Genomic DNA, 14558 nt, shown 5'->3' on the forward strand with positions numbered 1-14558 from the left:
AACCCGCCGAAGCGGGTTTTTTCATTAGCGTTATTTAAACTTTTTTCGCTTTTTTCTCAACTTTCAGCTCAGCTTTACTCTCCACAACTTTCTCATCAAGCGACTCTGAGAATTCACGGCCGTAGAAGGTATCCAGCATAATTTGTTTCAGTTCAGCAATCAGCGGATAACGTGGGTTGGCGCCAGTACATTGGTCATCAAATGCATCCTCAGCCAATTTATCGACTTTAGCGAGGAAATCAGCTTCCTGCACGCCAGCTTCACGGATTGAGGTTGGGATCCCCAGTTGGGTTTTCATCTCTTCCAACCATGCCAGCAATTTCTCAATTTTCTGAGCTGTACGGTCACCAGCAGCTGACAGACCCAAATGGTCGGCAATCTCAGCGTAACGACGACGTGCCTGTGGGCGATCGTACTGGCTGAAAGCCGTCTGCTTAGTTGGGTTGTCATTCGCGTTATAACGGATAACGTTCGAAATCAGCAGGGCATTAGCTAAACCGTGTGGAATGTGGAACTCAGATCCCAGTTTGTGCGCCATTGAGTGGCAAACACCCAAGAAGGCATTCGCAAACGCGATACCTGCGATGGTTGCAGCATTGTGAACACGTTCGCGGGCTACAGGATTCTTAGCGCCATCACGATAGCTCGCCGGCAGGTTCTCTTTCAGCAGTTTCAGTGCTTGCAGTGCCTGACCATCAGAATACTCGTTCGCTAATACTGAAACGTAAGCTTCAAGTGAGTGGGTTACCGCATCCAGACCACCAAATGCACACAGTGAACGTGGCATATCCATCACCAGGTTAGCATCAACAATCGCCATATCTGGAGTGAGCGCGTAATCCGCCAATGGATATTTTTGACCGGTTGCGTCATCGGTTACCACGGCAAACGGCGTAACTTCAGAACCAGTACCGGAAGTGGTGGTGATGGCAACCATGCGCGCCTTCACACCCATTTTCGGGAATTTGTAGATACGTTTACGAATATCCATGAAGCGCAGGGCCAACTCTTCGAAATGCGTTTCCGGATGTTCGTACATCACCCACATAATTTTTGCGGCATCCATCGGTGAACCGCCGCCAAGAGCGATGATGACGTCAGGTTTGAAGCTGTTCATCTGCTCTGCACCTTTACGCACGATGCTGAGTGTTGGGTCGGCTTCAACTTCAAAGAACACTTCAGTTTCGATACCGTGTGATTTGAGTACGCGAGTCACCTGGTCGGCATAACCGTTGTTGAACAGGAAGCGGTCAGTCACGATGAAGGCGCGTTTTGCACCGTCAGTTGCCACTTCTTCCAGCGCGATTGGCAGTGAACCACGGCGGAAGTAAATAGACTTCGGAAGTTTATGCCACAACATATTTTCAGCTCGCTTGGCCACGGTTTTCTTGTTGATGAGATGTTTAGGTCCCACGTTTTCAGAAATGGAGTTACCACCCCATGAACCACAGCCCAGCGTCAGAGACGGAGCCAGCTTGAAGTTATACAGGTCGCCGATACCACCTTGTGAAGCAGGGGTGTTGATCAGGATACGCGCGGTCTTCATCTTGTCGCCAAAGTAATGCACGCGTTCAATCTGGTTGTCCTGGTCGGTGTAGAGGCAAGAGGTATGACCGATACCGCCCATCGTCACTAATTTCTCTGCTTTATCTACTGCGTCGTGGTAATCCTTCGCACGATACATGGCTAAAGTTGGAGATAATTTTTCGTGGGCAAACGGTTCAGATTCATCAACCAACTTCACTTCACCAATCAGAATCTTGGTGGTGGCTGGCACGCTGATTCCCGCCAGCTCAGCAATTTTGGTTGCGGGTTGTCCAACGATTGCCGCGTTCAGAGCACCATTTTTTAAGATGATATCCTGAATAGCTTTGAGCTCTTTGCCTTGCAGCATGTAGCCGCCATGGCTGGCGAAGCGTTCACGTACGGCATCGTAAGCTGAATCCACCACAATAACGGATTGCTCTGAAGCACAAATTACGCCGTTATCGAAAGTTTTTGACATCAGGATGGAAGCGACTGCACGTTTAATATCAGCCGTTTCATCGATAACCACTGGGGTGTTACCGGCACCCACACCAATCGCTGGTTTACCAGAGCTGTATGCCGCTTTCACCATGCCCGGTCCGCCGGTTGCAAGGATCAGGTTAATATCTGGGTGATGCATTAATTGGTTCGACAGCTCAACAGAAGGGACATCAATCCAGCCGATGATATCTTTTGGTGCACCTGCGGCAATGGCGGCTTGCAGTACAATATCAGCTGCTTTATTGGTCGCATCTTTGGCACGCGGATGTGGAGAGAAGATGATGCCGTTACGCGTTTTCAGGCTGATTAACGCTTTAAAGATCGCAGTAGAAGTTGGGTTGGTAGTTGGAACGATACCGCAAATCAGACCAATCGGCTCAGCGATGGTGATAGTACCGAAAGTGTCGTCGGTAGCGAGAATACCGCAGGTTTTTTCATCTTTATAGGCGTTGTAAATGTATTCAGAGGCGAAGTGGTTTTTGATCACTTTGTCTTCAACAATACCCATACCAGATTCTGCGACAGCCATTTTGGCCAGAGGAATACGGGCATCTGCGGCGGCGAGGGCGGCAGCGCGGAAAATTGCATCAACTTGTTCCTGACTAAAATTAGCGTACTCACGCTGTGCCTTTTTAACACGCTCAACCAGTGCATTTAATTCGGCAACATTAGTAACGGCCATAGTGCTCTCCTGAAGGAAGTTAAACTCTTTTAGTAAACAAGCCTGAGTCCAGAAGTATAGTCGCGCTATGCTTATATATTGGTCAGGTTAGCCATGATTTGCGTTTGCTTACTAAAAGGGTTTCCTGGTCAAGATGCTTAATGCTCAGAAGTGGTTTCGATGCGGTAAGATTACCCCTGATGGGGTAGGTGAATTTTGATGCAGATCAATTCAAGCCCAAGCTGACACCTTTCAGCACCAACTTTTGCAAGTAAAGTTAGCGAGGTGTGCCACACAATCAGCACGCTTCAGCTTCATCGCGATAACGGGGAATTAACAGTAGTTGAATGAACTGGTTATTAATGTTTTTAGTAGCATAAATTTCTGCGTAACCCTCTGGTTTTATGCCCGGCTTATGCACTACATTAAGCGCGATTTTATCCTGAACCTTCCCGGAGCCCATTTTGAATCCTGTGTTACTTGACCTTTCCGGCTACATTAAATTTTTTGTCGGTCTATTTGCTCTGGTTAATCCGGTAGGCATCATCCCTGTTTTTATCAGCATGACCAGTTACCAGGGTGTGGTTGAGCGCAACAAAACCAACCTGACGGCGAATCTGGCCGTTGCGATTATTCTCTGGACATCCTTATTTTTGGGTGATGGCATTCTTCACGTGTTTGGTATCTCAATCGATTCATTCCGGATTGCCGGCGGCATTCTGGTGGTGACTATTGCCATGTCGATGATTAGCGGGAAGCTGGGTGAAGATAAGCAGAATAAGCAGGAGAAATCAGAAAGCGCGATCCGTGAAAGTATTGGCGTGGTGCCGTTAGCTTTGCCGTTGATGGCGGGACCGGGTGCCATCAGTTCCACCATTGTGTGGAGCACCCGCTATCATAGTTGGCAAAACCTGATTGGTTTTAGTCTTGCGATTGCTATTTTTGCGTTTTGTTGTTGGTTGCTGTTCCGTGCTGCACCGTTAATGGTTCGCGTATTGGGTCAAACTGGCATCAACGTTATTACCCGTATCATGGGCCTATTGCTGATGGCATTAGGCATCGAATTCATCGTTACTGGGATGAAATCAATTTTCCCAGGTTTATTGAATTAAATGCCGGTTATTTTTCCCCGCGACTCAATGTTGTGAACCAAATTGGTGCAATATGGTTTTTTATTGCACCGATATGATGCTTTAATTCATGCTGCTTAACTCACTTCTTCAACCATCACTTTTACTACTTACCTAATTTCACTCAGTATCAATTTCACAGAAGATTGTGATGATAGTCACAGTTAATTGCTCTACATAATTTTTATTAGCTAGCATTACAGAACACTTAGTATCGTATTTAATAACGAATTATGCGGTGTAGACATTTTTTTATAGCTTAATGAGTAAATGTTATGAGTTTTAAAAGATTAAGGCTAAAACATCGACAAATATTGGTTAAATATCAATTTAATCAATATATTACTAGATAATTCACATTGATAATTAACACTTTTCCTGTTCAGGCGAACGTGATAAAAGAGAATCCGCTAACATTTTTGTAGTTTAGCTTTGGCGTGCGGGCATTTGTTCTGATAATTTTCGGCACATCGCAAATTTTTTAACTGATAGTGACAAATGTGTACGCTTCTTGCTTACAGGCTATCGGGTTTATGATTAAGGTTGATATTTGTTGATGAAATCCATGGCAGCGAAAATAACGGCATGTTCAGCGCTGGCTTTATGCCTCACGGGAATTTTGGCTCAAAGCCAGGCAGCGCAAGTTCCAGCAGGTACGCCATTATCAGATGCACAACGCATTGTGATAAATAACGGCAGTGAAGTGGCCACGTTAGATCCGCACAAAGCCGAAGGTGTTCCAGAATCAAATGTCATGCGTAATTTGCTTGAAGGGCTGGTTGAAACCGACAATAACGGTCAAGTAGTGCCGGGTGTGGCAGAGAAGTGGCAGAGTGAGCAGGGCCGCATTTGGACCTTCACCCTGCGCGATAATGCGCGCTGGAGCAACGGCAAGCCAGTCACCGCGAATGATTTTGTCTACAGTTGGCAACGCCTGGCTAATCCAAAAACCGCCTCACCTTACGCCAGCTATCTGCAGGCGGCCCATATTGCCAATGTTGATGCGGTGATGTCGGGCAAAGCAACTCTCAATCAACTCGGCGTTAAAGCGCTCGACGATCGTCATCTGCAAGTCACTCTTTCTGAGCCTGTTCCCTATTTTGTTGCCATGCTGGCACACAGTGCCATGAAACCTGTTTATCGCCCGGCGATTGAGCAATGGGGCGAGCAATGGACGCAACCGCAACATTATGTGGGCAATGGTGCGTATACCTTGTCTGAGTGGGTGGTGAACGAAAAGATCGTGCTGAAGCGTAATCCTAATTATTGGGACAATGCGCATACCGTGATTGAAGAGGGCGTGTTTTTGCCGCTCTCTTCAGAAAATAGCGACATTAATCGTTATCGCAGCGGCGGCACCGATATGACCAACAGCGCTGTGCCGCCGGAGATGTTTAAAAAGCTACATCAGGATCTTGGCGATGAAGTGAAAGTCAGCCCGCTGTTGTGTACTTTCTACTATGAAATCAATAACAAAAAAGCACAGTTTACTGATGTTCGTGTGCGTACGGCACTGAAGCTAACGCTTGATCGCGATATCATTGCGCAAAAAATCATGGGGCAAGGTCAAATACCTGCGTATGGTTTAACGCCGCCGTTTATTCATGGCATCACTCTCTCTCCGCCAGCCTGGTCGCAACAAACACAAGCCGAGCGCAATGCGAGCGCTAAACAGCTGCTGGCTGAAGCCGGTTTTAATCAACAAAATCCACTGCGTTTCACCCTGCTATATAACACTTCGGAACAGAACAAGCGGCAAGCGATTGCTGCGGCGTCGATGTGGCAAAAGAACTTGGGTGCGGTAGTGACGTTGCAGAATCAAGAGTGGAAAACGTTGCTGGAGACGCGTCATCAAGCGCAATACGACGTGGTTCGAGCAACGTGGTGCGCCGACTATAACGAGCCATCGACTTTCCTGAATATGCTATTGAGCAATTCTTCCACCAACACCGCATTTTATCAAAGCCCCGCCTTTGATCAGCTCATGCAGCAAACGTTGAGTGTGGCGGATGAGGCGCAGCGCGCGTCCCTTTATCAGCAAGCTGAAGCGCAACTTGATAAAGATTCGGCAATTATTCCGGTGTATTACCGGGTTAGCGTTCGACTGGTCAAACCTTGGGTGGGCGGTTTTACCGGTAAAGACCCGCAAGATATGCTGGGATTGCAATACTATTACATAAAGAAACATTGAGTAATGTGGTGATCCGGCGCTACAGTCGGGCGGCACATTACCGTGGTAAACCCTGAAGGGTGATGAGGATCTCTGTTCAGACAGGCAGAGATCACCTGGCAACAGGGTACGCCAGGCGAGCAATCGACCTGGTAAAGATAATAAAACTGGAGCGTAATAATGAACAACATCACGAAAAAAAGCCTGATTGCTGCGGGCGTATTAGCAGCAATCGGCGCGCTGGCAGGGAATGCCGCGCTGGCCGCAACGGTACCAGCAGGCGTTGAATTGGCAGCAAAACAGGAGTTGGTGCGCGGTAACGGCGACGAAGTTCAGTCGCTGGACCCACATAAAATTGAAGGTGTTCCTGAAGACAACATCGCGCGTGATCTGTATGAAGGTTTGATCACCAGCGACAGCGATGGCAAACCGGTCCCGGGCGTGGCGGAAAGCTGGGAAAACAAAGATTTCAAAGTCTGGACTTTCCACCTGCGTAAAAACGCCAAATGGTCTAACGGCGAGCCGGTAACCGCACAAGATTTCGTTTATAGCTGGCAGCGTTTGGTTGATCCAAAAACGGCATCACCTTACGCCAGCTATCCTCAATACGGCCATATCGTCAATGTTGATGACATCATCGCCGGCAAAAAACCAACTTCCGATTTGGGCGTAAAAGCCATCGACGATCACACGCTGGAAGTGACGCTGAGCGAGCCTGTTCCGTATTTCTACAAATTGCTGATCAACTCAGTGATGTCGCCTGTATACAAACCGGCGATCGATAAATTTGGCGATCAGTGGACGCAGCCGCAGAACTGGGTCGGTAACGGCGCATTCAAGCTCGAATCACACGTGATTAACGAGCGCGTTACTTTGGTGCGTAACCCAGAATATTGGGATAACGAGCACACCGTGCTGAACAAAGTGACCTTCCTGCCAATCAACTCAGAAGTCAGCGACGTAAACCGTTACTTCTCAGAAAATGGCAGCGATATCACCTACAACAACATGCCAATTGAGCTGTTTAAAAAATTACAGCGTGATAACGGCAAAGAGCTGATGGTTAAGCCATATCTCTGCACCTACTACTACGAAATCAACAACCAGAAAGCGCCATTTACCGATCCACGCGTCCGTACCGCGCTGAAACTCGGTCTGGATCGCGACATCATGGTGAACAAGGTTCTGGCGCAAGGTCAGCAACCGGCTTACAGCTTCACACCGCCAGCAACAGATGGCATGGAACTGCTGCCACCGGATTGGTTCAAGTGGGATCAGAACAAGCGTAACGAAGAAGCGAAAAAACTGCTGGCCGAAGCCGGTTATACCGCTGATAAGCCGCTGACTTTCAACCTGCTGTACAACACTTCCGATCTGCACAAGAAATTGGCCATTGCCGCCTCTTCGATCTGGAAGAAAAACATTGGTGTGAACATCAAGCTGGAAAACCAGGAGTGGAAAACCTTCCTGGATACCCGCCATCAGGGCAACTTCGACGTGTCACGCGCGGCATGGTGCGCGGACTACAACGAGCCAACGTCGTTCCTGAATATCATGTTGTCTGACAGCAGCAGTAACACCTCGCATTATAAGAGCGCTGACTTCGATAAAGTGATTCACGATGCCGTTAAAGCCGCAGACGATAAAGCACGCGTAGCGGATTATCAGAAAGCGGAGCAGATCCTGGATAAAGACAGCACCATCGTGCCGGTTTATTACTATGTGAACGCGCGTCTGGTGAAACCATACGTCGGCGGTTACACCGGTAACGATCCGCTGGATAAAACCGTCGATAAAAATCTGTATATCATTAAACATTAATAGCACTCAGGCTATCGACAGTGGCGGTGCTGCGGCACCGCCTTTTTACTTTGTGAAGCAACAGCCTGGTAGGTACGGCAATGTTAAAATTCATTCTGCGTCGGCTTTTAGAAGCCATCCCGACGCTATTTATCCTCATCACCATCTCATTCTTCATGATGCGACTGGCACCCGGCAGTCCTTTCACCGGCGAACGTGTGCTGTCGCCTGAGGTGATGGCCAATATCGAAGCGAAATACCACCTAAACGATCCGATTGGTAAACAATATCTGAGCTATCTGGTGCAGTTGGCGCATGGTGATTTTGGCCCATCGTTTAAATACAAAGATTACTCAGTGAATTATCTGGTGGGTCATGCATTCCCAGTGTCTGCAAAACTCGGCTTGGCTGCCTTCTTCCTGGCAGTGGTGTTGGGTGTAACCGCCGGTGTTATTGCCGCCTTGAAGCAAAACAGTTTGTGGGATTATGCCGTGATGGGGGTCGCGATGACCGGCGTGGTGATCCCCAGCTTTGTCGTGGCACCGTTACTGGTGCTGGTATTTGCGATTACTTTACGCTGGCTGCCGGGCGGCGGCTGGAACGGCGGACAATGGAATTACATGCTGTTGCCGATGGTTGCGCTGTCATTGGCATACATCGCCAGCATCGCACGTATCACTCGCGGTTCAATGATCGAAGTGATGCACTCCAACTTCATCCGCACCGCACGTGCTAAAGGCTTACCGCTGCGTCGTATCGTGTTGCGCCACGCGCTGAAACCAGCGATGTTGCCGGTACTTTCTTATATGGGACCCGCGTTTGTCGGCATCATCACCGGCTCAATGGTGATTGAATCGATCTATGGTTTGCCAGGTATCGGCCAGCTGTTTGTGAACGGTGCCTTAAACCGTGACTATTCGCTGGTAATGAGCCTGACCATTCTGGTTGGTGTGCTGACCATTCTGTTTAACGCCATCGTTGACGTGCTGTACGCCGTGATCGATCCGAAAATCCGTTACTGATTGTGGAGCTCGCCCATGATGTTAAGTAAGAAAAACAGCGAAGCTCTGGATGCCTTCAGCGAAAAACTGGAAGTCGAAGGGCGCAGCCTGTGGCAGGATGCGCGTCGCCGCTTTATTCATAACCGTGCCGCCTTCATCAGCTTGCTGGTGTTGCTGGTGATCACGTTGTTCGTGGTGTTCGCACCGATGTTGTCACAGTTCAAATACGACGATACCGATTGGGCAATGATGTCTGCCGCGCCGGATACCGTTTCTGGACACTGGTTTGGTACCGATTCATCGGGACGCGATCTGCTGGTGCGTGTAGCCATCGGCGGTCGTATCTCGTTGATGGTCGGAATTGCTTCAGCACTTATTGCCGTGCTGGTGGGTACGTTGTATGGCTCATTAGCCGGTTATCTCGGTGGCAAGATTGACTCAGTCATGATGCGTATTCTGGAAATCCTCAACTCCTTCCCGTTCATGTTCTTCGTCATCCTGCTGGTGACCTTTTTTGGTCGTAATATCCTGCTGATCTTTGTCGCGATTGGCATGGTGTCCTGGCTGGATATGGCGCGTATCGTACGCGGACAGACGCTAGGGCTGAAACGTAAAGAGTTCATTGAAGCGGCGCAGGTTGGCGGCGTGAGCACCTTTAACATCGTACTGCGCCATATCGTGCCGAACGTGCTCGGTGTGGTGGTGGTATACGCCTCGCTGCTGGTGCCGAGCATGATTCTGTTCGAATCCTTCCTCAGTTTCCTTGGTCTGGGCACTCAAGAACCGCTAAGTAGTTGGGGCGCGTTGCTGAGTGATGGTGCTAACTCGATGGAAGTGTCGCCGTGGCTGCTGATGTTCCCAGCCGGTTTCCTTGTGGTGACACTGTTCTGTTTTAACTTTATCGGCGATGGCTTGCGTGATGCCCTCGACCCGAAAGATCGTTAAGGAGTTTCCCGATGACCATACATGAATTTCAGCCAGCAATGGCTGCGCGTGCGGGAAACAGTAACCTGCTGCTGGACGTAAAAGATCTGCGCGTTACCTTTAGCACTCATGACGGTGATGTCACTGCTGTGAACGACCTCAACTTTTCACTGCATGCCGGTGAAACGCTGGGAATCGTCGGTGAATCCGGCTCGGGTAAATCACAAACCGCATTTGCCTTGATGGGCCTGCTGGCGAAGAATGGCCGTATTGGCGGTTCAGCAAAGTTTAATGGCGAAGAGATTCTTAATTTGCCTGAGAACAAGCTAAACAAGCTGCGCGCAGAGCAGATTGCGATGATTTTTCAGGATCCGATGACGTCGCTCAATCCTTACATGCGCGTCGGTGAGCAGTTGATGGAAGTGCTTAAACTGCACAAAGGCATGAATAGCGCGCAGGCGTTTGAAGAGTCGGTGCGTATGCTGGACGCGGTAAAAATGCCGGAAGCACGCAAGCGCATGAAGATGTTCCCGCACGAATTCTCCGGCGGTATGCGTCAGCGTGTGATGATCGCCATGGCGCTGTTGTGCAGACCAAAACTGCTGATTGCGGATGAACCTACCACCGCACTGGATGTGACGGTGCAGGCACAGATCATGACATTGCTGAACGAACTGAAGCGTGAGTTCAATACGGCAATTGTGATGATCACCCATGACCTTGGCGTGGTGGCGGGGATTTGCGACAAAGTGTTGGTGATGTATGCCGGTCGCACCATGGAGTATGGTCGCGCGTGTGATGTGTTCTACCATCCTGCACATCCGTATTCAATTGGCCTGCTCAGTGCGGTGCCGCGCCTGGATGCAGAAGGGGAATCACTCACCACTATCCCAGGCAACCCGCCGAACCTGTTGCGCTTGCCGCAGGGTTGTCCGTTCCAGCCGCGTTGCGCCTACGCGATGGACATTTGCGCCAAAGCGCCGCCGCTTGAGCCTTTTGCCGAAGGTCGGTTGCGTGCCTGCTTCAAGCCGGTGGAGGAATTAGTATGAGCACCGTTATTGAAGAGAAAAAAGTCTTGCTGGAAATCGCCGATCTCAAGGTGCATTTCGAGATTAAAGATGGCAAACAGTGGTTCTGGCAGCCGCCGCACATGCTGAAAGCGGTGGATGGTGTCAGCCTGCGCCTGTACGAAGGTGAAACGTTGGGCGTGGTCGGAGAATCGGGCTGCGGTAAATCGACGTTAGCGCGTGCCATCATCGGGCTGGTGAAAGCCACCGAAGGACGTGTCGCATGGTTAGGGCGTGATTTGCTGGGTCAAAGCCAGGAAGAGTGGCGTCAGGCGCGCAGTGATATCCAAATGATCTTCCAGGATCCGTTGGCATCGCTCAATCCGCGCATGACAATTGGCGATATCATTGCTGAACCGCTGCGCACCTACTATCCGAAGATGCCGCGCGAGGAAGTAAAAGACAAGGTGAAAACCATGATGATGAAGGTGGGCTTGCTGCCTAACCTCATCAACCGTTATCCGCATGAGTTCTCTGGCGGCCAATGTCAGCGTATCGGCATTGCTCGCGCCTTGATCCTTGAACCGAAATTGATCATTTGCGATGAACCCGTATCGGCGCTTGATGTGTCTATTCAGGCGCAGGTGGTGAACCTGTTGCAGAAATTGCAGCGTGAAATGGGCTTGTCGCTAATCTTCATCGCGCACGATTTGGCAGTGGTAAAACACATCTCCGATCGCGTGCTGGTGATGTATCTCGGCCATGCAGTGGAGTTGGGGACTTATGATGCTGTATATAACAATCCGCAGCATCCGTATACGCGTGCGCTGATGTCAGCAGTGCCGATTCCCGATCCGGATCTGGAGAAAAATAAGCAGATTCAGTTGCTGGAAGGGGAATTGCCGTCACCGATTAATCCGCCATCGGGATGTGTGTTTCGGACGCGTTGCCCGATTGCTGGACCGGAGTGTGCCAAGACGCGTCCGTTACTGGAAGGCAGCTTCCGCCATGCGGTTTCTTGTTTGAAAGTGGATCCGTTATAATAAGCCATCCGCTCAAAACGAAAACGCCGGGCAATTGCCCGGCGTTTTTACATCGTTCAGTCGCTTACTCACGCCACAGGATATGGCAGAGTTTATGATCTTTCTCGCGGCACAATAGGACGCGTGCAAACACATCGGTAATCGGCTCACCGTCGGCTTCACCCAATCCAATCACCACTTCGGCGAAGAAGTCAGGGTTGAGATCGAAATCCACATGCTCCTGCCAATCTTCTGCAGGATCGAACAGTTCTGCGCCGCCACGTTCTTCAAATTGCAGATTAAAGAGAATGATGTCAGCGGGGTCAAGGTTGTCACCGGCCAGCTCAAGAAAAATATCGTAAGCCTGCTCCAGCGTTTCATCTTCGGTAAGGCGATTATTTAAATCCATGATCATTCCTGCTTGCCCTGAGGCGGTAATATTTTCGCTCGTTTTACAGTAAAGGACTAAAGAAGTAAAACAGTCGTTCAACGATACGTTGCCACCAGGCACGTTTGGCCCAGCGCGCACCGTCCAGTAAGCGTGAACGGGCAATGTAGTCATCTTGTACGGTGGCGAGATCGCTGCCAAAACCGTCATCATCCACTACTAATGTGATCTCAAAATTAAGCCACAAACTGCGCATATCCAGATTAACGGTACCGACTAAACTCAATTGTCCATCAACCAGCACGCTTTTGGTGTGAAGCAAGCCATCTTCGAACTGATAAATCTTCACGCCCGCTTCCAGCAATTCAGTAAAGAAAGCACGGCTAGCCCAGCCCACCAGCAACGAATCATTATGACGAGGCACAATAATGCTCACTTCAACGCCACGCAACGCGGCGGTGCAAATGGCATGCAGCAGATCATCGCTGGGAACAAAGTAGGGCGTGGTCATGATCAACTGCTCGCGCGCTGAATAGACCGCTGTCAGCAGCGCCTGATGAATCATATCTTCCGGGAAACCGGGGCCAGAGGCGATCACCTGAATGGTATGGCCGCTTTCCTGTTCAAACGGCATCACATTGCCATCCGGTGCAGGGGGCAGAATGCGTTTGCCGGTTTCAATTTCCCAATCGCAGGCATAAACAATGCCCATGGTGGTCGCCACCGGGCCTTCCATACGCGCCATCAGGTCAACCCATTGTCCTACGCCCGCATCTTGTTTGAAGAAGCGTGGATCAACCAAATTCATGCTGCCGGTGTAGGCGATGTAGTTATCAATCAGCACCACTTTGCGATGCTGGCGCAAGTCCATACGGCGCAAGAACACACGTAGCAAGCTTACCTGCAACGCTTCAACCACATCGATACCTGCATTGCGCATCATGTTGGCCCACGGGCTGCGGAAAAAGGCCACGCTGCCGGCAGAATCCAGCATCAACCGACAGTGCACGCCACGCCGTGAGGCCGCCATCAACGATTCGGCGACTTCATCGGCAAATCCACCTGGCTGCCAGATATAAAACACCATTTCGATGTTGTGACGGGCGAGTTGGATATCTCGAATCAATGCATGCATCACGTCATCGGCGCTGGTGAGTAATTGCAACTGGTTGCCTTTTACTCCCGCCACACCCTGGCGATGACGGCAGAGATCAAACAAGGATTGCGCTACATCGCTGTGTTCGCTGGCAAAGATGTGGCGGCATTGTTTGAGGTCGTTAAGCCATTTCGCGGTTGAAGGCCACATGGTGCGGGCGCGTTCAGCACGTCGTTTGCCTAAGTGCAGCTCACCAAAGGAGAGGTAGGCGATTATACCCACCAGCGGCAGTATGTAGATGATCAACAGCCAGGCCATTGCTGAGGTGACCGCACGACGTTTCATCAGGATGCGTAGCGTGACACCGGCAATCAGCAGCCAGTAACCAAACACTAGCAACCAACTGATAAGGGTATAAAATGTGGTCATTAAGTGGACATCCTGTTCGCGCTTTGTTGAGCAAAGTTTACGTGCTGATCTCAGGGAGTGAAACCTTTAATCGTCGATGACAGTTCGATGAAGCTTTCGATTTGGCATTTCGTAACAGATCTTTATAATGCCTGCCGAGTTTAGCCGGTCTGAGAGGATGTGATGAGACGAAGCAAAAATGAAGTGGCGCGCTGGAGAATGTTACGTCAGGTACATCGCCGTCGGGCGCGTTGGCTGGAAGGGCAGTCACGTCGTTATAAACGCATCCACACTATTCGTCATCAGGTGGCGCAGCAGCATCGCCGCTCCATTCTGTTTATCGCGCAAACTTTCTAATCGGACTACGCGGCGTTTAATGGCCGCGTAACACCAATACGACATTTACTAACTGCAATGCCGCCGCCAGCACAATCATCATAACAATTTGCTGGCGAGCGTTGCGCCAGCCTTGCTGACGCCAAACCCAAAGTGCTCTGCCAATGAGGGCGAGAACCGCCACCAGCAGTAAAACTGATTGCCACATAGATTAGAAAACGCGTTTGAACGGCTTCACCGCCACTTTTTCATACACGCCAGCGGCAATATAAGGATCATCCTTGGCCCAGGATTCTGCCACTTCTAATGAAGAGAATTCGGCGATGATCACCGAACCGGTAAAACCTGCTGGGCCAGGATCGTTACTATCAACAGCCGGCAACGGACCTGCTGCAATCAGTCGACCTTCATCTTGCAATAGCTGCAAACGAGCAAGATGCGCGGGACGTACCGAGTTGCGTTTTTCCAGTGAATCAGCGGTATCTTCCGCATAAATGACGTAAAGCACGATGGGATACTCCCGTTAGACTTGCCGAAATTGCGTGACACGTTAAGTGATCGTTAATCAGAGTGCAAACGAAAGATAA

The 14558-nt window shown here is 50.0% G+C and carries 13 protein-coding genes; 8 read left to right on the forward strand and 5 right to left on the reverse strand.

Going from position 1 to position 14558, the window contains the following annotated elements; genetic code table 11:
• Positions 1–34: 34 nt before the first annotated feature.
• A complete protein-coding gene (gene adhE / locus ABDW13_RS11765; protein WP_343552738.1) occupies positions 35–2710 on the reverse strand; it encodes a bifunctional acetaldehyde-CoA/alcohol dehydrogenase in 2676 nt (891 codons plus the stop codon).
• 443 nt (positions 2711–3153) lie between these two features.
• Here adhE and ABDW13_RS11770 point away from each other — a divergent pair, with 443 nt between their 5' ends.
• From ABDW13_RS11770 to oppF, 7 genes are all read left to right on the forward strand, one after another.
• Positions 3154–3801 (forward strand): YchE family NAAT transporter, encoded by a 648-nt coding sequence (locus ABDW13_RS11770; RefSeq protein WP_343552739.1) that lies wholly within the window; start codon positions 3154–3156, stop codon positions 3799–3801.
• A gap of 574 nt (positions 3802–4375) precedes the next feature.
• Positions 4376–6010, forward strand: coding sequence for an ABC transporter substrate-binding protein (locus tag ABDW13_RS11775; RefSeq protein WP_343552740.1), 1635 nt, complete (start codon positions 4376–4378; stop codon positions 6008–6010).
• 159 nt (positions 6011–6169) lie between these two features.
• Positions 6170–7810 (forward strand): oligopeptide ABC transporter substrate-binding protein OppA, encoded by a 1641-nt coding sequence (gene oppA / locus ABDW13_RS11780; RefSeq protein WP_343552741.1) that lies wholly within the window; start codon positions 6170–6172, stop codon positions 7808–7810.
• Positions 7811–7890: 80 nt separating this feature from the next.
• Positions 7891–8811, forward strand: coding sequence for an oligopeptide ABC transporter permease OppB (oppB, locus tag ABDW13_RS11785; RefSeq protein WP_007892378.1), 921 nt, complete (start codon positions 7891–7893; stop codon positions 8809–8811).
• Positions 8812–8826: 15 nt separating this feature from the next.
• On the forward strand, positions 8827–9735 hold the full coding sequence (oppC, locus tag ABDW13_RS11790) for an oligopeptide ABC transporter permease OppC (RefSeq protein ID WP_007892380.1): 909 nt from the start codon (positions 8827–8829) through the stop codon (positions 9733–9735).
• A gap of 11 nt (positions 9736–9746) precedes the next feature.
• On the forward strand, positions 9747–10763 hold the full coding sequence (locus tag ABDW13_RS11795) for an ABC transporter ATP-binding protein (RefSeq protein WP_343552742.1): 1017 nt from the start codon (positions 9747–9749) through the stop codon (positions 10761–10763).
• A complete protein-coding gene (gene oppF / locus ABDW13_RS11800; protein ID WP_343552743.1) occupies positions 10760–11764 on the forward strand; it encodes a murein tripeptide/oligopeptide ABC transporter ATP binding protein OppF in 1005 nt (334 codons plus the stop codon). Before ABDW13_RS11795 ends, oppF begins: the two co-directional genes overlap by 4 nt.
• Positions 11765–11828: 64 nt before the next feature.
• Here oppF and ABDW13_RS11805 read toward each other — a convergent pair whose 3' ends face one another.
• Positions 11829–12158 carry an HI1450 family dsDNA-mimic protein gene (locus tag ABDW13_RS11805; protein ID WP_343552744.1) on the reverse strand — a complete coding sequence of 110 codons (330 nt, stop codon included), beginning with the start codon at positions 12156–12158 and terminating at the stop codon, positions 11829–11831.
• 37 nt (positions 12159–12195) lie between these two features.
• Entirely contained in the window at positions 12196–13656 is a 1461-nt protein-coding gene (gene cls / locus ABDW13_RS11810) for a cardiolipin synthase (protein WP_343552745.1), read from the reverse strand.
• A 162-nt stretch (positions 13657–13818) separates the two neighbouring features.
• Between cls and ABDW13_RS11815 the strand changes: the two genes are divergently transcribed.
• Positions 13819–13992 (forward strand): YciY family protein, encoded by a 174-nt coding sequence (locus ABDW13_RS11815; RefSeq protein WP_343552746.1) that lies wholly within the window; start codon positions 13819–13821, stop codon positions 13990–13992.
• Positions 13993–14008: 16 nt separating this feature from the next.
• On the opposite strand, the gene ABDW13_RS11820 is transcribed toward ABDW13_RS11815, so the two are convergent.
• Positions 14009–14179 (reverse strand): hypothetical protein, encoded by a 171-nt coding sequence (locus ABDW13_RS11820; RefSeq protein WP_343552747.1) that lies wholly within the window; start codon positions 14177–14179, stop codon positions 14009–14011.
• Between the two features lie 3 nt (positions 14180–14182).
• Positions 14183–14479, reverse strand: coding sequence for a YciI family protein (locus tag ABDW13_RS11825; protein WP_343552748.1), 297 nt, complete (start codon positions 14477–14479; stop codon positions 14183–14185).
• Positions 14480–14558: the final 79 nt, after the last annotated feature.

Origin of the sequence: Pantoea sp. (assembly GCF_039594315.1) — a bacterium.
In the GTDB taxonomy this organism is placed as follows: Bacteria; Pseudomonadota; Gammaproteobacteria; order Enterobacterales; family Enterobacteriaceae; genus Pantoea.